General features: G+C 51.1%; 16 protein-coding genes. 9 read left to right on the forward strand and 7 right to left on the reverse strand.

What is annotated here, in order from left to right; all coding sequences use genetic code 11:
- Positions 1 to 7 precede the first annotated feature (7 nt).
- Entirely contained in the window at positions 8 to 1,654 is a 1,647-nt protein-coding gene (gene pstA, locus A6301_RS15495; RefSeq protein ID WP_234258182.1) for a phosphate ABC transporter permease PstA, read from the reverse strand.
- Complete coding sequence (locus A6301_RS15500) at positions 1,651 to 3,819, reverse strand: ABC transporter permease subunit (RefSeq protein ID WP_234258183.1); 2,169 nt, start codon at positions 3,817 to 3,819, stop codon at positions 1,651 to 1,653. The genes pstA and A6301_RS15500 overlap by 4 nt, the downstream gene beginning before the upstream one ends.
- Before the next feature lie 340 nt (positions 3,820 to 4,159).
- Between A6301_RS15500 and ppk1 the strand changes: the two genes are divergently transcribed.
- The 4 genes from ppk1 to A6301_RS15520 all read left to right on the forward strand — a co-directional run bounded on the left by ppk1 (position 4,160) and on the right by A6301_RS15520 (position 8,776).
- A complete protein-coding gene (ppk1, locus tag A6301_RS15505; RefSeq protein ID WP_107170866.1) occupies positions 4,160 to 6,232 on the forward strand; it encodes a polyphosphate kinase 1 in 2,073 nt (690 codons plus the stop codon).
- The gene (ppx, locus tag A6301_RS15510; RefSeq protein WP_107170867.1) at positions 6,232 to 7,767 is read left to right on the forward strand and encodes an exopolyphosphatase; all 1,536 of its coding nucleotides are present in this window, start codon (positions 6,232 to 6,234) and stop codon (positions 7,765 to 7,767) included. The genes ppk1 and ppx overlap by 1 nt, the downstream gene beginning before the upstream one ends.
- A gap of 371 nt (positions 7,768 to 8,138) precedes the next feature.
- The gene (locus A6301_RS15515) at positions 8,139 to 8,327 is read left to right on the forward strand and encodes a YjfB family protein (RefSeq protein ID WP_107170868.1); all 189 of its coding nucleotides are present in this window, start codon (positions 8,139 to 8,141) and stop codon (positions 8,325 to 8,327) included.
- A gap of 233 nt (positions 8,328 to 8,560) precedes the next feature.
- Entirely contained in the window at positions 8,561 to 8,776 is a 216-nt protein-coding gene (locus A6301_RS15520; protein WP_107170869.1) for a YfgG family protein, read from the forward strand.
- Between the two features lie 186 nt (positions 8,777 to 8,962).
- Here A6301_RS15520 and A6301_RS15525 read toward each other — a convergent pair whose 3' ends face one another.
- Both A6301_RS15525 and A6301_RS15530 read right to left on the reverse strand, forming a co-directional pair.
- On the reverse strand, positions 8,963 to 9,397 hold the full coding sequence (locus A6301_RS15525) for an organic hydroperoxide resistance protein (protein WP_234258184.1): 435 nt from the start codon (positions 9,395 to 9,397) through the stop codon (positions 8,963 to 8,965).
- A 157-nt stretch (positions 9,398 to 9,554) separates the two neighbouring features.
- Entirely contained in the window at positions 9,555 to 10,004 is a 450-nt protein-coding gene (locus A6301_RS15530) for a MarR family winged helix-turn-helix transcriptional regulator (protein ID WP_234258185.1), read from the reverse strand.
- 219 nt (positions 10,005 to 10,223) lie between these two features.
- On the opposite strand from A6301_RS15530, the gene mgtE reads away from it, so the two are divergent.
- A complete protein-coding gene (gene mgtE / locus A6301_RS15535) occupies positions 10,224 to 11,702 on the forward strand; it encodes a magnesium transporter (protein ID WP_234258186.1) in 1,479 nt (492 codons plus the stop codon).
- 66 nt (positions 11,703 to 11,768) lie between these two features.
- On the opposite strand, the gene galK is transcribed toward mgtE, so the two are convergent.
- Positions 11,769 to 12,932, reverse strand: a complete 1,164-nt coding sequence (gene galK, locus A6301_RS15540; RefSeq protein WP_215484001.1) for a galactokinase — start codon at positions 12,930 to 12,932, stop codon at positions 11,769 to 11,771.
- 9 nt (positions 12,933 to 12,941) lie between these two features.
- Positions 12,942 to 13,982 carry a galactose-1-phosphate uridylyltransferase gene (galT, locus tag A6301_RS15545; RefSeq protein WP_205543113.1) on the reverse strand — a complete coding sequence of 347 codons (1,041 nt, stop codon included), beginning with the start codon at positions 13,980 to 13,982 and terminating at the stop codon, positions 12,942 to 12,944.
- 465 nt (positions 13,983 to 14,447) lie between these two features.
- Between galT and galR the strand changes: the two genes are divergently transcribed.
- Positions 14,448 to 15,458: an HTH-type transcriptional regulator GalR gene (gene galR / locus A6301_RS15550; RefSeq protein WP_107170875.1), complete on the forward strand. Its 1,011-nt coding sequence runs from the start codon at positions 14,448 to 14,450 to the stop codon at positions 15,456 to 15,458.
- 444 nt (positions 15,459 to 15,902) lie between these two features.
- Entirely contained in the window at positions 15,903 to 17,222 is a 1,320-nt protein-coding gene (locus A6301_RS15555) for a maltoporin (protein ID WP_234258187.1), read from the forward strand.
- A gap of 598 nt (positions 17,223 to 17,820) precedes the next feature.
- Here the strand turns inward: A6301_RS15555 and A6301_RS15560 are convergent.
- Entirely contained in the window at positions 17,821 to 18,903 is a 1,083-nt protein-coding gene (locus tag A6301_RS15560; protein ID WP_234258188.1) for an ABC transporter ATP-binding protein, read from the reverse strand.
- A 482-nt stretch (positions 18,904 to 19,385) separates the two neighbouring features.
- On the opposite strand from A6301_RS15560, the gene A6301_RS15565 reads away from it, so the two are divergent.
- Complete coding sequence (locus tag A6301_RS15565; protein ID WP_107170878.1) at positions 19,386 to 20,618, forward strand: extracellular solute-binding protein; 1,233 nt, start codon at positions 19,386 to 19,388, stop codon at positions 20,616 to 20,618.
- Between the two features lie 88 nt (positions 20,619 to 20,706).
- Positions 20,707 to 22,023, forward strand: coding sequence for a carbohydrate ABC transporter permease (locus tag A6301_RS15570; protein ID WP_107170879.1), 1,317 nt, complete (start codon positions 20,707 to 20,709; stop codon positions 22,021 to 22,023).
- The last annotated feature ends 9 nt before the right edge of the window (positions 22,024 to 22,032 follow it).

The following is a 22,032-nucleotide window of genomic DNA, read 5'->3' on the forward strand; positions in this document are numbered from 1 at the left end:
CCTACTTTCAGAGTGATAACGAACGGTATTTCTCACGCAAAACATGGCGAATCCCAATCGCAGCAAGATTCAACCCGACAACAATCAATACCAGCAGCAGCGCGGTGATATACACCAGCGGCCTTGCCGCTTCCACATCCGGGCTTTGGAACGCCAAATCGTAGATTTGAAAGCCCAGATGCATAAATTTTCGCTCAAGATGCAGATAAGGGAAAATATCATCAACCGGTAAGACGGGTACCGACTTCACCACGCCGACCAACATCAGCGGCGCGGTTTCTCCTGCGGCACGCGCCACCGCGAGGATCAACCCCGTCATCATTGCGGGAACCGCCATCGGCAAGACAACGTGCCACAGCGTTTCGGCTTTGGTTGCCCCCAGCGCCAGCGAACCGTGGCGCACAGACATCGGAATCCGAGACAACCCTTCCTCTGTCGCCACAATCACCACTGGCAGCGTTAGCAATGCCAGCGTCAGCGACGCCCACAGCAGCCCCGGCGTACCAAATGTCGGGTTCGGCAATGCTTCAGAGTAGAACAGTTGATCCAACGTGCCGCCGATGAGATAAACAAAAAAACCTAATCCGAATACACCGTAAACAATTGATGGCACACCGGCCAGATTAACCACCGCAATCCGCACCCAGCGCGTTAAACTATTTTTTCCTGCATATTCATGTAGGTAAACCGCAGCGATCACCCCCAGCGGCATCACGACAATGGACATCAGCACTACCATTAATACCGTACCAAAAATGGCAGGGAAAAGTTGACCCGCGCTATTACTGTCCGGCGAGTAGTGCATCAGCATGTATTTCGCCTGATAGCCCCAATGGCGGGCTTTTTCCCACAAGCTCATTGCATTAGGATACCAGACCTGCTCAATGTCTTTTAGCGGGATAAGATGGACGCTACCGTTCGCATCCCGTAACTGCACCGTATCGCGATTAATATCCAGATTAAGTGCAGTTAACTGGCGCGATAGCTCATCAAAACGGCGTTGCAGTTCGATACGTTCAGCCTGAAGACGGGCTAGCGCCTGATTGTCCAGTGTCTTTGCCTGCTGTCGCTTTTTCTCTTCCAGCCGTAGCGTCTCAAACTGCTGGTTAATCTTTGCCATCTCGCCCATGCGGATTGTCTGCGTCTTCGCGAGCAATCCCTGAACCTGCTCGACGCGATGCCGTAGGGTTGCGGAGAGATCCGTCGCCACTAGCGGTTGTTCTCCCTCCAGCATCCCAGCCAGATAACCGTAGGCGGTGCCATTATTGGTTCGTTTCAATACCAGAATGTCGGCAGGTTTATCAAAGTGAGCAATGTCGCGGGACAGCAGCGTGCGAAAGCTTTGCCCATGAATTTCACGTTGGCCGATTTTGATCAAATAGCGGTTTTCTTCCTTACCAGACGAAGACGCTAAATTGGCCTGTTGCAACTGCGAAGGCGAAAGCGTCTGTTCGGCATAAATTTCCCCCATCAACGCGCGTTGCACACTCTGTTCAGGCTGTAACGTCAGTAGCCAGACGGGCTGCGGCCACAAATAACGCATTCCCTGCCCCGCCAACAGTACGATAATTGCCAGCATCGCCAGCAGGCTAATGGAAATTGACGATGCGGTCAGCCACACCCAAGGCCTTCCCGAACGGAACCAGCGCTTCACGCATTTTCTCCTTCATCACGGTAACGTTGGCGCAAACGCTGCCGGATAGTTTCAGCCAGCGTATTCACAATGAACGTGAAAACAAACAGCGTGAGTGCCGTTAAAAACAGCACCCGATAGTGACCGCTATTCGTTACCGCTTCTGGCATTTCAATAGCAATATTCGCAGCCAGCGAGCGCAAGCCCTGAAGCAGACCTTCATCCATAATCGGCGTGTTGCCCGTCGCCATGAGTACAATCATGGTTTCCCCCACGGCGCGACCAAAACTCAGCATCAGCGCGGCAAAAATGCCCGCGCTGGCAGACGGCAACACAACACGCCACAAGGTTTGCCACGCCGTTGCACCCAACGCCAACGAACCCTGGCTTAAGCGAGCGGGTACGCTAAACAAAGCGTCTTCCGCCAGTGAAAAAATTAGCGGGATCAGGGCGAAGCCGAGAGCAACCCCCGCCACCAGCGTATTACGTTGGGCAAAATCGTCACCCAACCATTGGTATAGCGGTTGCCCCAACAGCGCTATTTCGATATGCGGCGCGGCCCAACAGCCAACCACGAACGTCAACAAAATGGCGGGAATGAGAAATAGCGCGTCCCAACCCACAGGGAAACGGGTACGCCAGCGTCTCGGCAGACACTCAACCAACCAACCACAGCCGAGCACAGCCAGCATCCACAACACCGGCATGACCAGAATAGCGGACAAATACGTCGCAAAATGCGGTGCCAGCCAGATGGCCGCAATCAGGCCGACGACGACTGTCGGCAGCGCGCCCATGATCTCCAGCGTGGGTTTAATCCAGCGGCGCAGCGTCGGCGACATAAAGCAGGCGGTGTAAATCGCGGCAGACAGTGCCAGCGGCGTAGCAAACAGCATGGCGTAAATCGCCGCTTTCATGGTGCCCAGCATCAGCGGCATCATGCTGAATTTGGCCTGATAGCTGTCATCCGCAGACGTGGATTGCCAGATATACGCCGGTTCCGGGTAGTTCTCATACCACAGCTTTTGCCACAACCCGCGCCAGCCAATATCGGGATACGGATTATCAACCTGGTAGCGATGCCACCCCTGTGCCGTTTCAATCAGCATGGCAGAACCACGCGGCGAAAATGCCATCCCCTGCGCCTGTGCTGGCAATGTCTGCGTCAGCAGCGCATGTGACTGTTTACTGGCAAACAGTGACAGCTCACCCTGTGTATTTAATGTGGCAAATACGCGTCGCTGCGCCTCTGTCGCCAGCAATACCAATTCCCCAGCAACGTGCGGAAACTGACGCGTTTCCGTCAGCCTGGCCCCCTTTTCACTCGGGACGTCAAACCACTGGCTAATCCGCCCGTCAGCAGCCTGCACCAGCAACGAACGTCCACCGGACAACAGCGCCAGATGCAGGGGGTCCGCCAGTTGCAATTGCCGTTCTTCACGCAGCGTCAGCGCATTTTCGCCCACTTGCCACAACGTTAATGTATTCCCGTGCAGCAAATACACTTGCTGTCCGTCTGGCGTCAGCAGGAGTTGGCTAACCGCGCCAGCCGGCAGCGTAATCTGTGCCCGTTGCCGCACGCCGCTCTCATCAATATCGGCAATAATCAGTGCATTTTCCTGACCAATCGCCGCAGTAACAACGTGTTTTTCGCCCACAGCCGCTATCGCCAGATGACGCAGTGGCTGCGCGGGCAGCCCCAGTGAATACGCCTGTTCACCCAACGGATACATCCAGGTAGGAGAACGGTTTTCCGTCCGCGACAATGCAGGTTGAACAAAAAGCAAGCGGCCATCAGGTTGGCTCAAGGCATAAATCTGCCGCTCGCCCTGACTTTGCGCCAGCAAACTCAGGGCAGGAACCAGTTGAATACGCGACATAGGCTGATTTTCCGCAAACGGAATAAACTCACCATATCCCTGAGCGTCGATACGAAACCCAATTTGCCCATTATCGCTGAGTCCCAATGCCAGCGAAGGTTCCGCGCTGTGGCGTTGAACCGTTTTTTGTCCGTTGACCGAAGGAGACAGGAATAGTGGCGTCACCACATACAGTAGATAGAAGAAGATTAACAACAGCATCGCTAGCACCAGCAGCCCGCTGCCCGCAACAATGCGGTGTACCAAACGATCGACCCACGCTCGTCGACGATCCCGATACTGTAATGTGCTGCCTGTTTTGACCATTATTCTCGCCGTTAAAATGAAGCCGCCAGAGTCGTGTTGCTAACGTATTGCGGGTAGCATATGTTGCCTTTACGCCCATAATATGACAATGGTAAGTCTGTCTATGAATTAGATTTTATACCCTAAATAGTTCGAGTTGTATGAAGGCGGCAACCGAGGGAGTCCCCAGGAGCTTACTCAAGTAAGTGACTGGGGTGAGTGAGAGCAGCCAACGCACAAACGGCTCGAAATATGACGGGTATCGTCATCAACACGCCATAATGTTGTTGTACCCTATCTCCACAGCGGAAGGGTATGAATATTGGATGAACCTTCAGTACATGAGTTGAGCGGAGTGACAATGGGTCAGGACAAACTCTATATAGAGAAAGAATTAAGTTGGTTATCCTTTAATGAGCGAGTGCTTCAGGAAGCAGCAGATAAAAGCAATCCGTTAATCGAACGCATGCGCTTTCTTGGCATTTACTCCAGCAACCTTGATGAATTTTATAAAGTCCGTTTTGCCGATTTGAAAAGACGCATTCTGATTAACGAAGAACAGGGTCTGGACGGCAATCTACGGCATCTTTTAGGCAAAATTCAGGCGCGTGTACTCAAAACCGATCAACTCTTTGACAGCTTGTATAACGAACTGCTGTTGGAGATGGCGCGGAACCAGATTTTTCTGGTCAACGAGCGTCAGGTTTCCCCTAATCAGCAGGAGTGGCTGAGGGACTACTTCCGGCAATATCTACGCCCACACATCACGCCAATACTTATCTTTGACGAAACCAACCTGGTGGAGTTCCTGAAAGATAACTACACCTATCTTGCCGTCGAAATTATTCGTGGCGATGAGATTAGTTATGCCCTGCTGGAAATTCCTTCGGATAAAATACCGCGTTTCGTCAATCTGCCAGCGGAAGCGCCACGCCGCCGTAAGACCATGATCCTCATCGATAACATCCTGCGTTACTGTCTGGATGATATCTTCAAAGGCTTCTTTGATTATGATGCGCTGAACGCGTATTCCATGAAGATGACGCGCGATGCGGAATACGATTTGGTGACGGAAATGGAATCCAGTCTGCTGGAGCTGATGTCTTCCAGCCTGAAGCAGCGCCTGACCGCTGAACCGGTGAGATTCGTCTATCAGCGCGACATGCCGGACGCGATGGTCGCCATGTTACTTGAGAAACTGGGTATCTCTTCCTATGACTCAGTGATCCCCGGCGGGCGTTATCATAATTTCAAAGACTTTATTTCTTTCCCGAACGTCGGACGCGCTAATCTCGTCAACAAACCGTTGCCGCGCCTGCGACACACTGGGTTCAACCATTTTCGCAACGGCTTTGATGCGATCCGCGAACGTGACATCCTGCTCTATTATCCGTACCACACCTTCGAGCACGTATTAGAACTGCTGCGACAAGCCTCGTTCGATCCCAGCGTGTTGTCCATCAAAATCAATATTTACCGCGTCGCCAAAGACTCGCGCATCATTAATTCGATGATCCATGCAGCGCACAACGGTAAGAAAGTGACCGTGGTCGTCGAACTACAGGCGCGCTTTGACGAAGAAGCGAATATTCACTGGGCCAAACGTTTAACCGAAGCCGGCGTGCACGTCATTTTCTCGGTGCCGGGGCTGAAGATTCACGCCAAACTGTTTCTGATTTCCCGCCGTGAAGGGGAAAACATCGTACGTTACGCGCATATCGGCACCGGTAACTTCAACGAAAAAACCGCCCGTCTGTATACCGACTATTCGCTGCTGACTGCCGACGAACGCATTACTAACGAAGTCCGTCGCGTCTTCAACTTTATTGAAAACCCTTACCGCCCGGTCAGCTTTGAGCACCTGCTGGTGTCACCACAAAACTCCCGCGACAAACTTTACCAACTGATCGATACCGAGATCGAAAACGCGCTGGCGAATCGTGATGCAGGCATTACGCTTAAGGTAAATAATCTGGTGGATAAAGGGCTGGCGGAAAAGCTGTATCAGGCTTCGTCTGCGGGCGTGAAGATTAATCTGCTGGTACGCGGCATGTGTTCATTGATTCCTAATTTGCCGGGGATCAGCGAAAATATTCAGGTCATCAGTATCCTTGACCGCTATCTGGAACACGATCGGGTGTATGTCTTCAACAACGGCGGAGACAAAAAAGTCTACCTCTCTTCCGCAGACTGGATGACACGCAACATTGATTATCGCATTGAAGTCGCAGTGGAAATCCTTGATCCTATTTTGAAAAACCGCGTACTGGAAACGCTGGATATCCTGTTCAGCGACACGGTGAAAGCCCGCGTCATTGATAAAGAATCGAGCAACCGCTATGTATCACGCGGCAACCGGCGTAAAGTACGCGCGCAAAATGCCATTTACGACTACATCAAGGCGTTGGAGCAACCTGGAGATAAGCCTGAATAATGCCGCTAACGAACAATGAAAAAACTGAGATGAAGCCGCAAGAATTCGCGGCTATCGACCTGGGTTCCAATAGTTTTCACATGGTGATCGCTCGTGTGGTAAACGGTGCGCTTCAGGTATTGGGGCGTTTAAAACAGCGGGTACATCTGGCCGATGGGCTGGACAACAAAAATGTGCTCAGTGAAGAGGCCATTCAACGCGGTCTAAGCTGTCTGGCGCTGTTTGCTGAACGTCTGCAAGGCTTCCCCGCGGTGAACGTTTCTATTGTCGGCACGCACGCGCTGCGTCAGGCGGCCAACGCGCAAGAGTTTTTGCGCCGTGCGGCAGACATCATTCCCTATCCAATAGAGATCATTTCCGGTCATGAAGAAGCTCGCCTGATTTTTATGGGCGTGGAGCATACGCAGCCGGAAAAAGGCCGCAAACTGGTTATCGATATCGGCGGTGGTTCTACAGAACTGGTTATCGGTGAGGATTTCGAACCGATGCTGGTAGAAAGTCGTCGAATGGGGTGTGTTAGCTTCGCACAGCAATTTTTCCCCAATGGTGAGATCAGCGAAGCCAATTTCAAGCGCGCTCGGCTGGCTGCGGCGCAGAAGCTGGAAACGCTGTCCTGGGAGTACCGCATATACGGTTGGAAATTTGCCCTCGGTGCATCTGGAACGATCAAAGCCACACACGAAATTCTGGTGGAAATGGGGGAAAAAGACGGTCTGATTACCCCCGAGCGGCTGGAAATGTTACGCACGCAAATTTTACAGTTTAAGCACTTCAAATCGCTGAGCCTACCGGGGCTATCCGAAGATCGGCAGTCGGTGCTGGTGCCCGGTCTGGCGATTTTGTGTGGTATTTTCGATGCGCTGGCGATCAAAGAGTTACGCCTGTCTGATGGCGCACTGCGCGAAGGCGTGCTGTACGAAATGGAAGGCCGTTTCCGCCATCAGGATATTCGTATCCGTACCGCGCAAAGCCTGGCAACCCATTACAATATCGACCGAGAGCAGGCACGACGCGTGCGGGAAACCACGCAACAGCTTTATGCGCAATGGGCAGAGCAAAACCCCAGCCTGGTGCATCCACAGCTTGAGGCCATCCTAAACTGGGCTTCCATGCTGCATGAAGTCGGATTGGGCATTAACCATAGCGGCATGCACCGCCATTCCGCCTACATTTTGCAAAATACCAACCTGCCCGGTTTCAATCAGGAACAACAGCTCGTCCTGTCAATGATCGTACGGCTGCACCGTAAGGCCATCAAGCTGGAAGAGTTGCCACGACTGAACCTGTTTAAAAAGAAACAGTATTTGCCGCTGGTACAATTGCTACGTCTTGCCACGCTGTTAAACAACCAGCGGCAGGCAACGACGACGCCAGAATCATTGCAATTACATACCGATGACAATTACTGGACGCTGACGTTCCCGCACGACTTTTTTACCAATAACACATTGGTACAACTCGATCTGGAACGTGAACAGGAATATTGGCAGGACGTCACCGGCTGGAAGCTGATGATTGAGGAAGAGAAAGCCTGATTACCGAAGGCGTTGCGCAAGAAATCTGGCGCGCATTGGGCACCATAATAAGGCGCAAATTGCGCCACCGCGCTGGCGGGTTCATTCTGGTTAACATAAAGTTAGCCAGAATGAGGCCGATACTAAATTGATGACTGGTGAGAATATTCACCAACATCGTGCAACCTCGGTGGAAAGGCGCACTTCCTTTCCATACCCTAAATAATTCGAGTTTCAGGACAAAACGTTAGCGTTTTGAACAACGCAAAGCGTTGGCGCGCAAGGGCGAGGCTCACGTAAGTAAGCCGAGTATCGCAGCCAACGCACATGCAACTTGAAGTATGACGGGTATATATCGGATAGTAATCCAACTCAACGTTAAGGAGAGTAAAATGGATGTCTCACAGATTGCATCATTCGCAACCGACCTCAGCAACCTGCGCACCAGCAGTGAGGCCAGTACGCTTGTGATGAAAAAAGCGCTCGACAGCCAAGAGTCTGTTGCTTTAGGTATTTTGCAAGCCTTACCCCCACTGCCAGCAAACCCGGCGATTGGGCGTAACGTCAATACCACGGCGTAATTCCGCCGTACTACACAACCCGCTTATCCGTTTTTGAGCGGGTTTTTTATACCACCGCCCCAATTCTCACTCACTTCCCTCTCCGTACTCGTTCCTAAAATCCTATCCTTGCACTGAACGTGCGGAAACCCGTTCGTCCATCACCTTTTTCACTGCGGCAGATTGACCTAGGCCACTGCTTGTGCCTAAATAAACAACAGCGAATGTTCGCTTTCACAGAGGATTTACTGGTAATGTCCACGCTTACCCACAAACGACGATTATCGATACGCCCACGACGAAGTGGCTCCCGTATCGCTCGTGCTGTTTTGCTCATCAGCTTCATTATTCTTTTAGGTCGTTTTGCCTACTCCACTATCACCGCGTTTGCCCATCATCAAGACAAACAGCAGCAACGTGCTGAACAGCTACTGCCTCCTACCAACGTACTCATTAATCAGAAAGAGTAACGCTTAGCTAAAGCCGTTTCTTATATTGCCTCGTTAGGCTTTATTGCCTGTGTCTCTTCGTGCCCGTTCTTCACATCAGCACGCGTTGCCCATTCAGCTTATGTCGCACAAATAAAAAAAACGGCAGTGCGAATCTTCGCAGCCACCGTTTTCAACGCTCAATAATACCCTCACATCAAACTGGACTTAGACGATAGTCAAAGTCACATCGATGTTGCCACGCGTTGCATTGGAGTAAGGGCAAACGATATGGGCTTTCTGCACCAGATCTTCAGCCACTGCGCGATCCAAACCTGGCAGGGAAATTTTCAGTTCAACTTCAATACCAAACCCTGTAGGGATGGCACCGATGCCTACGCTACCGTTTACCGTTGTACCAGCCGGTACGGCGATTTTCTCACGTGCACCAACAAACTTCATTGCACCAAGGAAACAGGCAGAATAGCCAGCAGCAAATAGCTGCTCTGGGTTCGTCCCCTCACCGCCTGCACCGCCTGCACCGCCCAGTTCACGTGGCGTCGTTAATTTAATATCAACCGCGTTGTCGGAAGATACCGCGCGACCATCACGACCACCAGTGGCCTGAGCATGAGCAACGTATAAGACTTTTTCAATAGACATAATGTGACTCCAGATAGTTAAGGAAATAGGGATGCTGCTTCATTTTATTTACATAGCAAAAAATTAAATCGCACACTACTTAGTTGGTTAAAATAAATGACTTAAAAATATGACGCAACCTAACAACTCTTACGATATGCCTAGAACAAGCGCGTGTTTAAAGGTGTCCGATCAGGTTTTTACGTAGCATCTCAAGATCCTTTTTGATCGTCTGTAGCTGTTCGAGATGACATTCCGTCGCACAAAACACACTTTCAGGAATCGCCCGCGCCTGTTGCTGAAGGGCACGACCCGCTTCGGTTAATCCGATCAGTACCTGACGCTCATCTTCCGTCCCTCGGTTACGTACCACGAGCCCTGCACTTTGTAAGCGCTTGAGCAATGGCGTTAGCGTAGCCGAATCCAAATACAGCCGCTCGCCCAACTCAGATACCGTCAATCCATCACGTTCCCACAAAACCAACATCACCAGATATTGGGGGTAGGTCAGGTTTAGTTCAGACAGTAAACGACGATACAGCTTATTCATTGCCAGATTGGCAGAATACAGTGCGAAGCATAGCTGTCCATCCAGTTTATAAGCGTTATCGTTCATCGTCTCTGCCATCGGTATCTGTTGCGTTTCTGGTATTGACTCTACATCGCCCAAAACCAAATAGCAAACGATTTAATATCACATTAAATAAAAAACATCCTGAAAAACACGTTTGACCAGTATTAGCTCGTTTTTCAGACTGTGATTCGCCAGTAATCCTATTCTTAATCTACTGATTTTGCGCTACGTTTAATAAAACATGGATAAAAAACAGACCGAGCATAAAACATTATGTCGAGTGTAAAAAAACTTACCGACCTCCGGCGTCGCATTTCCCTTCTGCTATTAGAAAATAAAGAGCTGGTTGAAGACATCATCAATCGGCAATCCCCTATCACAGAACATGACGAAACCACGTTAAGCGACAAAACGGTAGTAAGTAAAAAAATCAAGCTACGTGAAAAAAGTCTTCTGCTCGATCAAACCGCAGAAATTAGCGAACTGATCGTCGATCTTCATGCTGCTGACCTGGCCGATTTGCTGGAATCGTTACCACAGGATGAACGCCTGGCGCTCTGGCGGCTTATCCCCATAGCGAAACGCGGCCACGTTTTAATTGAGGCCTCAGACAGTATTTCCGACGATCTGATCGGTGATATGCAGGATAAGGAAATTCTAAGGGCAGTTCGGGTACTGGATGTGGATGAACAGGCGCAATTATCTCGCCTTGTCCCCCGCCATTTGCTGGGTCGAATACTCACCTCACTTGAGCCGAAGCAGCGTGCGCAGCTACGGGCTGCCATCAACTATGATGAAGACTGCCTCGGCCACATGATGGATTTCAAACTCATCACCATACGCGCCGACGTCACCCTCACAGCCGTACAACGCTATCTGCGCTACCGCAAAACCATTCCTGAATCTACCGATAAGCTGTTCGTGACCGATCGCAAAAACACGCTGATCGGTGAGCTATCGCTGGCGAGTATCCTGCTCCAGTCGCCTCATGCTTTGGTGACTGACGTGATGGATGCTCAGCCGCTGAGATTTCAGCCTGAAGATAAAGTCGAAGAGGCCGCTGGCGCCTTTGAGCGTTATAACTTAATTTCTAGCGCCGTCGTGGACAGCAAAGGCAAGCTAATGGGACGCCTGACGATTGAAGATATCGTCGATGTCGTAAACCGGGAAAGTGATAGTAACCTGCGGCGTTCTGGGGGGTTAACACCTTCTGAAGATGTCTACGCGCCCGTCTATAAGTCGTTCCGCAATCGCTGGGCATGGCTGGCTATCAACCTTTGCACGGCGCTCATTGCCTCGCGGGTCATTGGTCTATTTGAGCACACACTATCGCATCTGGTGGCGCTTGCGACGCTCATGCCGATTGTTGCCGGCATCGGCGGAAATACCGGTAACCAGACAATCACCATGATTGTACGCGCACTGGCGTTGCATCAGCTTGAGCACGGTAAAAAATCGTATTTACTGCTCAAAGAATTAGGCGTTGCGCTGGTAAACGGGGTGATATGGGGCACGATCATGGGCGTAGTGACCTTCCTGCTCTATGGCAGCCCTGCTATGGGTGGCGTGATGATGCTGGCAATCCTGCTGAATTTACTGCTCGCCGCGCTAATGGGTGTCGCGATTCCGCTGGTTATGATGAAGCTTGGACGCGACCCGGCCATCGGTTCCAGCGTGATGATTACGGCAATCACCGACACTGGCGGCTTCTTTATCTTCCTTGGATTAGCGACGCTGTTTCTGCTGCCTTAAGGCGAAGACCTGTAAAAAGGGCTTTACGCATAAAGCCCTTTTCGCTTGCGTTTAACTAGCCTGAACTTAACTCAAACGACCCGCACCATCGGATGCCTGGCACAGATAGATTGACGGCTGAAGCCCGGTGCGCGCCGGATATTCACGTTCGATCACCTGTTTGACTTCATCCGTCAGCGCCGAAGGGATAAGGGCAACAATACAGCCACCGAAACCGCCACCGGTCATGCGTACGCCGCCCCGCTCACCGACATAATCCTGAATCAACGTGACCAACGTATCGATCGGCGGTACGGTAATTTCAAAATCGTCACGCATGGAGACATGTGATTCTGCCATCAGTGTAAACAAGCGGTGAGCATCCTGACGCGCCAGCGCATCGGCGGCTTCCAACGTCCGGCGATTCTCGGTAATGACGTGCCGCGCACGACGTACCGCCACCGGGTCCAGCCCCTCGATGCCCGCCTCAAACTGTGACAGTGATACATCACGCAGCGCTTTAACGTTAAAGTGACGCGCTGCCGCTTCACACTGCTGGCGGCGCGTGTTGTATTCACTGTCCACCAACCCACGGCGCACATTGGAATTCACGATCAGCACATCGACACCGTCGAGCATGCGCACAGAGCGCCCTTCCAGAGAGCGGCAGTCGATCAACATCGCCTGACCTACACGCCCCTGAGCGGAAATGAACTGATCCATAATACCGCAGCTACAGCCGACAAAATGGTTTTCCGCCTGCTGACCGTTTAACGCCACATCCAACTGGCTGATATCCAGATTATTCAATTCCTTGAACGTCTGCCCGATTACCACTTCCAGCGAAGCTGAAGAACTCAGCCCGGCGCCGGAAGGCACATTCCCAGAGACCACCATATCCATGCCGCTAAGCGGCAGGCCACGCGCCAGCAAAAACTTCACCGTTCCGCGAATATAGTTGGCCCAAAGATATTCCGGGTGAGGCACTATTTCTTTAGCAAGATCAAATTCATCCTGCTGATTGTCATAGTCCACCGCCACCACCCGCACGATGCCATCCTGACGTACCGCCGCGCTGACAACCGTCTGGTAATCGATAGCACAAGGCAAGACAAAACCGTCGTTATAATCGGTGTGTTCACCAATCAGGTTAACCCGGCCAGGAGCCTGAATAGCAGCGTGCGGCGCATAGCCAAATAATCGGACAAAAACAGACTCAGTTAACTGACGTAGAGAATCAATACGGCTCATAAAATGACCTCAAATTTGCTCACTAAAATGGATATCGCTCACACTGCGTAAGCGTTCAGCGGCCTGTTCTGCCGTCAGATCACGCTGTGCTTCAGCCAGCATTTCATAGCCAACCATAAATTTTCGCACGCTGGCGGAGCGTAATAACGGGGGATAAAAATGGGCATGCAGTTGCCAGTGCTGGATGTCGTTACCCTTAAACGGTGCGCCATGCCACCCCATCGAATAGGGGAATGAACACTGAAACAGATTGTCGTAACGGCTGGTCAGTTTTTTCAGTATCAATGCCAAATCGTCACGCTGAATGTCATTTAGCTGTGGCAATCGCTGCACGGCAAACTTGGGCAGTACCAGCGTTTCAAACGGCCACGACGCCCAGTAAGGGACAACGGCTAACCAGTGCTCGGTTTCCACCACAATGCGTGAACCGTCAGACTGCTCTCGCTGAACGTAGTCCAGTAATAATGGCGAGCCATGGCGAGTAAAATAGTCACGCTGCTGTTCATCCTCACGCAGCACTTCGTTGGGTAAAAAATCATTAGCCCAAACTTGCCCGTGTGGGTGCGGATTAGAACACCCCATCATCGTGCCTTTGTTCTCAAACACCTGCACCCACGGATAGCGCTTGCCCAGTTCCTCGGTTTGATCGCTCCACGTATCGATCACGGCTTTCAGTGCTGGCAGCGAAAGCTGTGGCAGGCTTTTACTGTGATCGGGAGAAAAACAGATCACACGGCTTACCCCACGGGCTTGCTGCACGCGGAACAACTCGTCGTCCCCCGAGGGAGCCTCCGGTGTGTCTTCCATCAGTGCCGAAAAGTCATTGGTAAAAACAAAGGTGCTCTGGTAGTGCGGATTGATATCGCCCGTAATACGTTTATTGCCCGCACACAGATAGCAGGTCGGATCGTAAGGCGGCGGCGTGGCACGGTCGGGTTCATCCTGCTGGCCTTGCCAAGGGCGCTTGGCACGGTGTGGAGAAACCAAAATCCACTCGCCTTTAAGTGGGTTAAAACGACGATGCGGATGTTCAGTTGGCTCAAACTGCATAAGCTACTCCTCAATACAAAATACGAATTCAGTACAGCAGTGGTAGCCATCCGCAGCCAATTGTAGGGCGCTAACAGCCAGTCAGCAGTCTGGAAAAAGCGTTTAAAAAGACAGTAAACCTAACCAGAAAACCCCGTTAATGTAATCAGTTTCACCCTAAGCTATGGATAAAATAGCTGTAATAATGCTGAATACAGATAGACTGCTATCGTTTAGCCACCGCATAGGTGTAATCGGTTACCCTAAATTTAAACCTCAGGATGGTATTTTGGAAGAGAGAAATAGTCGATGATTGTTGATAGCGATCACATAAGTACGGTCTGGATCAAAAAGGAAAGCAGGTCGGGTAGGTAACATCCCCCAAAAACCTGTACATTTATCAATATAAGTAATCGATTTTTTCTTTTAACTTGTGCGTTAGGCTGCGGTCCGCCTCACCACGCATTTGACCGTTCAGGAATGCCAATGGCCACAATAAAGGATGTTGCTCGTCTATCAGGTGTATCAGTCGCTACGGTTTCGCGCGTCATCAATAATTCGCCCAAAGCCAGTACGGCCTCAAGGGAAGCCGTACACAAGGCGATGGCGGAGCTGCAATACCACCCAAATGCCAATGCCAGAGCGCTTGCACACCAAAGTGCAGAGACAATGGGGCTGGTCGTTGCGGATGTGTCCGATCCCTTTTTCGGGACAATGGTCAAATCTGTCGAACAAATAGCACAGGCAACCGGCAACTTCCTGCTAATTGGGAACGGCTACCACAATGCCGAACAGGAAAAGAAAGCCATTGAACAGCTGATTCGCCACCGCTGTGCAGGGCTGATCGTGCATGCAAAAATGCTTTCAGATGAGGAACTGGCGGCGCTGATGAGCCATATTCCTGATATGGTGCTCATTAACCGCACCTTACCAGGTTATGAACACCGCTGCGTTGCGCTCGACGATCGCTATGGTTCTTGGCTGGCAACACGCCATTTGATTCAGGAAGGCCATCAGAAGATCGGTTTTCTTTGTTCCAACCACCAAATTTCCGACTCCACCGACCGCCTACAAGGCTATATGGATGCACTGCAAGAGCACGGCATCGCACGGGATGAGCGCCTCATTGCCCGCGCCTCACCGGACGAAGTGGGCGGCGAGTCAGCCATGACGGAACTATTAAGTCGTGGTGGTAATATGACAGCGGTGGTGTGCTACAACGACTCCATGGCAGCTGGCGCCCTTTCCGTCCTGAGTGATAACAGCATCAGTGTACCGCAGGATATGTCGGTGGTCGGGTTTGATGACGTATTGATCGCTCGTTACCTCCGCCCTCGCCTGACCACCGTGCACTATCCGGTTTCCGCCATGGCCATTCAGGCGGCAGAATTGGCTATCGCGTTATCCCACGGTAAACAGCTCAGCGAAACGACGAATATGTTTAGCCCGACGCTGGTACGCCGCCATTCTGTTAGCCCCCCAGCCCGTAAGAAGTAACCGCTATCGCACTGTTTGCCTGATGTGGTACTCGTTTACATCAGGCAAACAGTGACATCATTCCCCCTTCCGCACTCACACATCTTGTTCTTTATTTCTCTTACGCAGACGCCTTTCACTCTTTTCCAGAAACATTTCCGATTCTGACATAAAAAAATTTTATGCTGCATTTGAGGCTAAAAAACAAAATGTGTAACCAGTTACACCTCATTACACAGCAAATAACATCATCTATAACCTGATAAATCGCCTAAACTCAGCCTGTGCCATCGTTAAATCAGTGTAAATTTTGGTGTAACTCTTTTGTATTTTGTGAGAACAATCATGTCACGCGTTATTTTATTCCCCCATAATCCTTCGCCATGAGTGGAAACGTTTTACCTCCGTTCACGTCATGTTATTTGGAACATCCACATCCTTACCCGAATAAGCGAAAGGTATATTATGAAAAGAAAACTGCTGACGACATCCATTGCCCTGAGTCTGGCAATGCTGGCAACCCCTTCTTATTCTGTTGATTTTTCAGGGTACTTCCGTTCTGGCGTGGGGGCTTCAAACCACGGAAAGCAACAGGCGGCCGATAAAAGCTATGTAGGAAGATTAGGTAACGAAGATGACACCTACGGCGAAATCCAATTAGGGCAGCAGCTGTATAACGAAAATGGGAAAACGTTTTACTTCGACAGTATGATTTCCATGTTCTCTAATGGCTCGAACGACAATGAAACCACAAAAAATGACGACGCCGAGTTTGGCCTGCGCCAGTTGAACCTTCAGGCGAAGGGCTTTGTTCCTGGTCTGCCAGATGCCACCGTCTGGGCAGGGAAACGTTATTATCAGCGTCATGATTTGCACATCATCGATACCAAATACTGGAATATCTCCGGTGCGGGTGCCGGGATCGAAAACATCAAAGCGGGTGAAGGTGCGTTCTCATTTGCCTGGATTCGTGCTGATGCAGAGAACATGAACATTGATTTAGGCTGCGACAGCAGTACTCAAGCATGTAAAGACAGAACTGACACTTATAACGATCTGAATATCAACTATCTGGACGCACGCTATGCGGGCTGGAAGCCGTGGGACGGTGCCTGGACAGAGTTCGGTATCTCCTACGCAATGCCAAATGAAGCGGATACCCAGAAAAATATCTTCATCGTCTCACCCGCTGAAGGGGGAGGGAAATTCGATCCTAAAAACTCGATGATGCTCACGGCTGAACTCAGCCACTATTTCTCTGGCCTCAAATCTAACCAGAAACTGGTGCTGCAATATGCCGACAAAGGGCTGGCACATAACATGGTCGATCAGGGCGGCGGCTGGTATGACGTCTGGAGCATCAACGACAGCGCCAAAGGCTATCGCGTCATTCAGGCAGGTGACCTGCCAATCACCGATCATATTTCCCTTAGCCACGTGCTGACCTACGGTAAAGCGGATGAAATCAGCCGCTGGCGCGACAGCACAGAGTTATTGTCTGCGGTAGGCCGCGGCCAATATGCCTGGACCAAGAACCAGAAAACCTATCTGGAAGTGGGTGCATATCAGAAAAAAGACAGCTGGAAAGCGGGTACAGAAACCAAATACAGTGGTGAAAAATACACGCTGGCACACGCCTTCAGTGCCGATATTCCCATGCTGACACGCCCGGAACTGCGCTTCTTCGTGTCTTACCAAAACCGTGGAAATGAAAACCGCAACACCTTCAACGACGATCGCAGCAATGCAGTGAACTTCGGTATTCAAGCGGAAGCTTGGTGGTAATACGTCTCTAACCCTCAACCCGACGGGCTCATCATTCCCGTCGGGTATTTCCCAAAAGGCTTTCTTCGGAGAGCCTTTTTCCGTTATAGCTAACATCTGCATCATCCAAAGCACTCGCTCTTTGTCTTATATCGGCGTAAAAAATCGCGCTGAGGTGTACATGACTGTCGGATGAGCGGCATGGACGCCGCGAAAGCCTGCGCCACGTCTGACAAAAACGTCAGAGACGTTTTTGAACAGCACTTGTGCTGGCCCGAAGGGCGAGTCCCATTTATGAAGCGAGTAAACACGTCGCAGACGGTCCGAATAGTGGACATGAACACCGAAGGCACCGCGCAGCGGCGCGAATCACGCTGAAAAGCCAGTGGTCAAGGCACTGCGGCGATTGAGATACAAGCGCGCCTTGTCGGGCGTGTAACGATGTTACAGAGAAATAAGATGCCTAACACGCACGAAACACTTACACCGCATCAGCATAAAGAAGAACAATTTCTACAAGAGGCCGTAGACAGCGGCAGCAGAGCCAGCGCCCGCGAGGGGCGCTGGTTATATTTAGAAGGGATGTTGGCTATTGAGATTCAGCGATGCAGTCGCTTGACTAAGCGCTGATGCGCAAACCATCGGCGTTGAACACCAGACAGTTAGCAGGAGAGAAGAACACCTCAATGTGTTCATAGGGTTTAAAAGCACTGTCGCCCGCCAGCAGCAGTTTGAAATTATCAATCCCGCAGCATTGGCCGAACAGATAGGTGCTATTGCCTAAACGCTCGACGACCTCACAGCCGAATGACAGCCGAATCCCCTCACCTTCCGGTGAAACGTGTTCTGGCCGTAGCCCCAGCGTAATCATGCTCCCAGCGCTCAGCTCACTGGTGCGAACCGGCAGTTCAAGCTGTAGCTGCTCGGCGACATTGACCGTCAGGCTATCCGGCGTCCAGTCGATGACCTGCGCAGGCAGGAAATTCATTTTTGGCGAGCCGATAAAACCCGCGACAAACTGGTTAACCGGATGATAGTAAAGCTCCATCGGCGATCCAACCTGTTCAACTTTTCCGTAATTCATTACTACGATTTTGTCAGCCAGCGTCATGGCTTCAACCTGATCGTGCGTTACGTAGATCATGGTCGTTTTCAATTCCTGATGCAGCTTGGCAATATGCAACCGCATATCCACGCGCAACTCCGCATCAAGGTTCGACAGCGGTTCATCAAACAGGAACACTTTCGGATTACGTACGATCGCACGCCCTATCGCCACACGCTGACGCTGGCCGCCTGACAACTCTTTCGGCTTGCGCTCCAGCAGGTGAGACAATTGCAGCGTCTTCGCCACCATCTCAATCTGGTGCTTAATCCGGTCTTTCGGGACACCATTAACGCGCAGGCCGTAGCCCATATTCTCAGCGACGGTCATGTGCGGGTATAGCGCATAGGATTGGAACACCATGGCAACGCCGCGATGCGCGGGGGCAACATCATTCACTACCGCATTATCAATCATGATTTCACCGCCCGTGACATCTTCCAGTCCGGCAATCATTCTTAGCAACGTCGACTTACCGCAGCCAGACGGTCCAACAAAAACGGCGAACTCTCCATCTGCAATCGTCAGATTCACATCGTGAAGCGTAATCGTTTTGCCAAAATGCTTACTAACTTTATCCAACTGGATCGACGCCATAACGGTAACCTCTTGATAATTTTGCTTTTCAGGATATAAGCGCTGAGTCACAACGGCCCAGTGGTCGTCTACTCAAAATGGCTCGGCAGCCCTTCCAGACGTATCAGCATCCGGCCAGGCTGACCTGCACGCTGGTCATAATCGCAATATAACAGCATGGTGTAACCGTTTGCACAAACAGGGGGTTACTTTTGTGCATAAGATCACAGCCTTTACATGTTTCACTGGCAGACGTGGCGCACTCTGCTTAATGTAATCGCCACTGGTGTAACCGTTACCCTACTTTGTGGAAAACGCACAATAAAGCGTCAAGCGCCACACAGCGACGATCACCACACAACGCGTACGGTTAGATGTCTCATTCCCTGCCGTGTGATGTAACGTTACACCAACATCGCACAGGGACGACAAAAACGGCGAAAGCGGAAAGTACGTGACGATTTCCTACCATGATTGGCCCACCAGGGCTTTGAGGACTAATGATGAAAATGAAAACGCTGACTACCGTCATCATGATTTCACTGGGTATCACTGGCGTGCTCAGCAAATCAGCGCTGGCAGCCGACAAAGAACTTCTGGTATGGGAAGATATCAAGAAATCAGACGGCATTGCCGATGCGATAAAAGCCTTTGAAAAACAAAACAATGTAAAAATAAAAGTGCTGGAAACACCTTACGCTCAACAGATTGAGAAACTCCGTCTGGATGGCCCTGCGGGGATCGGCCCAGATGTGATAGTGATGCCACACGATCAGGTTGGCACCGCTGTGGTTCAGGGATTAATTAGCGAATTGACGTTGGATCAGACATTCCTGTCGAGTTTCACCAAACCCGCACTGGAAGCACAAACCTACAACGGTAAGCTGTATGGCGTGCCGAAAGCGGTTGAAACCACCGTACTGGTGTACAACAAAGATCTGATGCCACAGCCGCCAGAAAAATTCGACGACCTGTTCGCCTTCTCCAAACAGCAACGTGCCGAAGGTCGCTATGGTTTGTTGGCGAAATTTGATGAGATTTATTACGCCTATGGCGTCATCGCCGGGATGGGTGGCTACATTTTCGGCCAAAACAGCAACGGTTCACCGAATGTCAAAGACCTCGGTCTGGATAAACAAGCCACCATCGATGCCGTCAACTACATCAAGAAATTCTACGCTGATGGCCTGTTCCCGCCGGGCATCGTCGGTGAAACCGGCGCTAACGCCATCGACTCCCTGTTTACCGAGAAAAAAGCCGCTGCCGTGATTACCGGTCCGTGGGCGTTTCAACCGTACAAAAACGCGGGCGTAAACTATGGCGTAGCACCACTGCCGCTGTTGCCAAACGGTGAACATCCGCGTTCACTGCTGGGCGTAAAAGGCTACAGCATCTCCACCTACTCCAAGAACAAAGAGCTGGCACAGAAATTCATTGAGTTCATCAATCAGCCGGAATACGCCAAAGTTCGCTTCCAGTTGACCGGTGAAATCCCGCCGATTGCCGCACTGGTTGACGATCCACTGATTAAAGATGACGAAAAATCTCGTGCTGTCGCGATCCAGTCTGGTTATGCCGTCCCTATGCCGAGCGTACCGGAAATGCAGGAAGTCTGGACGCCAGCCAACAGCGCGCTGCAATTGAGCGTGACGGGCAAGCAGGACACCAAAGCGGCGCTGGAATCCGCCGTGAAGGTAATAAAAATGCAGATCGAAGCTAACCACAGTAACCAGTAAACCACTGCTCCACCGTGAGTCAACATGGGTTCTCCCTGTTTATCCCCACTAGATATCGGGATACGGGGATACCCATGTTTTTAAGAAAATGGAGGTAGATGTGACCGTCAACGCCAGCGGCCTTACGCCACAAGAAAGAGGACATCGCCACGCCAGAACAGCGGTATTGCTGGCGCTCGTCCCCGGACTCGGACAGATTTATAATCGCCAGTTCGTCAAAGGCGCGCTTTTCTCTATCGTCATGGTTTGCTTCATCGGCATATTCCATGATTTCCTGCAAAATGGCGCTTGGGGGCTTATCACGCTGGGCACCGAGTTGCCACGCGATCACTCTATTTTTCTGCTGGCAAAAGGCATTATCAGTGTGATCGTCGCCGCCTTTGGCGTCGGCGTCTACTATTGCAGCCTGCGTGATGCCTACGTGTGCGGAGCCAGACGTGATAAAGGTCTGCCGTTGAACAGCGTGAAGAAGCAATATCAGATGCTGTTGAGCGAAGGCTTCCCTTATCTGATGATCACACCGGGCTTTATTCTGCTGGTCTTTGTCGTGGTTTTCCCGATTATTTTCGGCTTCTCCATTGCCTTTACCAACTACAACCTCTATCACACGCCGCCCGCCAAGCTGGTCGACTGGGTGGGGATGACGAATTTCATCAATATCTTCCGGCTCGACCTCTGGCGGTCCACATTCTTTGACGTGCTGCAATGGACGGTAATTTGGACGCTGATTGCGACCACACTCCAGTGTGCGGTGGGTATCCTGCTGGCGATTTTGGTGAACCAAAAAGGACTACGTTTTAAACCGCTGATTCGCACCATCCTGATCCTGCCGTGGGCAGTACCGGGTTTCGTCACCATTCTGGTCTTTGCTGGCATGTTTAACGAAACGTTTGGCGTAATCAATAACGGTATTCTGGCCGCGCTGGGGATTGAGCCTAAAGCGTGGATGACCGATCCGTTCTGGACCAAAACCGCGCTGATCCTAATGCAAACCTGGTTAGGCTTTCCGTTTGTGTTCGCCATGACCACCGGCGTATTGCAGGCTATTCCTGATGATTTGTACGAAGCTGCGACCATTGACGGAGCCAGCAGTTGGTACAAGCTGACCACCATCACGCTGCCGCTGGTACTCTACTCCATTGCGCCGATCATCATCACGCAGTACACGTTCAACTTTAATAATTTCAACATCATCTATCTGTTCAACAACGGTGGACCGGCGGTAATCGGCTCCAACGCGGGCGGGACGGATATTCTGGTGTCCTGGATTTATAAGCTGACCATGTCTTCTTCCCAATATGCGATCGCAGCCAGCATCACCATTTTGCTGTCGATCTTTGTCGTGGGAATCGCGCTGTGGCAGTTCCGTGCCACCAATTCCTTCAAACAAGACAACATGGCATAGGAAAGCGCG

The sequence above is a fragment of the Pectobacterium sp. IFB5596 genome (genome assembly GCF_021432585.1).
Lineage (GTDB): Bacteria > Pseudomonadota > Gammaproteobacteria > Enterobacterales > Enterobacteriaceae > Pectobacterium > Pectobacterium punjabense.

Coding starts and splice junctions, on each gene's coding strand:
- galK (WP_215484001.1), bottom strand. CDS start 12,932: ATGAGCCGTATTGATTCTCTACGTCAGTTAACTGAGTCTGTTTTTGTC.
- A6301_RS15500 (WP_234258183.1), bottom strand. CDS start 3,819: ATGGTCAAAACAGGCAGCACATTACAGTATCGGGATCGTCGACGAGCG.
- A6301_RS15520 (WP_107170869.1), top strand. CDS start 8,561: ATGTCCACGCTTACCCACAAACGACGATTATCGATACGCCCACGACGA.
- mgtE (WP_234258186.1), top strand. CDS start 10,224: ATGTCGAGTGTAAAAAAACTTACCGACCTCCGGCGTCGCATTTCCCTT.
- A6301_RS15570 (WP_107170879.1), top strand. CDS start 20,707: ATGGAGGTAGATGTGACCGTCAACGCCAGCGGCCTTACGCCACAAGAA.
- A6301_RS15525 (WP_234258184.1), bottom strand. CDS start 9,397: ATGTCTATTGAAAAAGTCTTATACGTTGCTCATGCTCAGGCCACTGGT.
- A6301_RS15515 (WP_107170868.1), top strand. CDS start 8,139: ATGGATGTCTCACAGATTGCATCATTCGCAACCGACCTCAGCAACCTG.
- A6301_RS15530 (WP_234258185.1), bottom strand. CDS start 10,004: ATGGCAGAGACGATGAACGATAACGCTTATAAACTGGATGGACAGCTA.
- A6301_RS15555 (WP_234258187.1), top strand. CDS start 15,903: ATGAAAAGAAAACTGCTGACGACATCCATTGCCCTGAGTCTGGCAATG.
- A6301_RS15565 (WP_107170878.1), top strand. CDS start 19,386: ATGAAAATGAAAACGCTGACTACCGTCATCATGATTTCACTGGGTATC.
- ppk1 (WP_107170866.1), top strand. CDS start 4,160: ATGGGTCAGGACAAACTCTATATAGAGAAAGAATTAAGTTGGTTATCC.
- ppx (WP_107170867.1), top strand. CDS start 6,232: ATGCCGCTAACGAACAATGAAAAAACTGAGATGAAGCCGCAAGAATTC.
- A6301_RS15560 (WP_234258188.1), bottom strand. CDS start 18,903: ATGGCGTCGATCCAGTTGGATAAAGTTAGTAAGCATTTTGGCAAAACG.
- galR (WP_107170875.1), top strand. CDS start 14,448: ATGGCCACAATAAAGGATGTTGCTCGTCTATCAGGTGTATCAGTCGCT.
- galT (WP_205543113.1), bottom strand. CDS start 13,982: ATGCAGTTTGAGCCAACTGAACATCCGCATCGTCGTTTTAACCCACTT.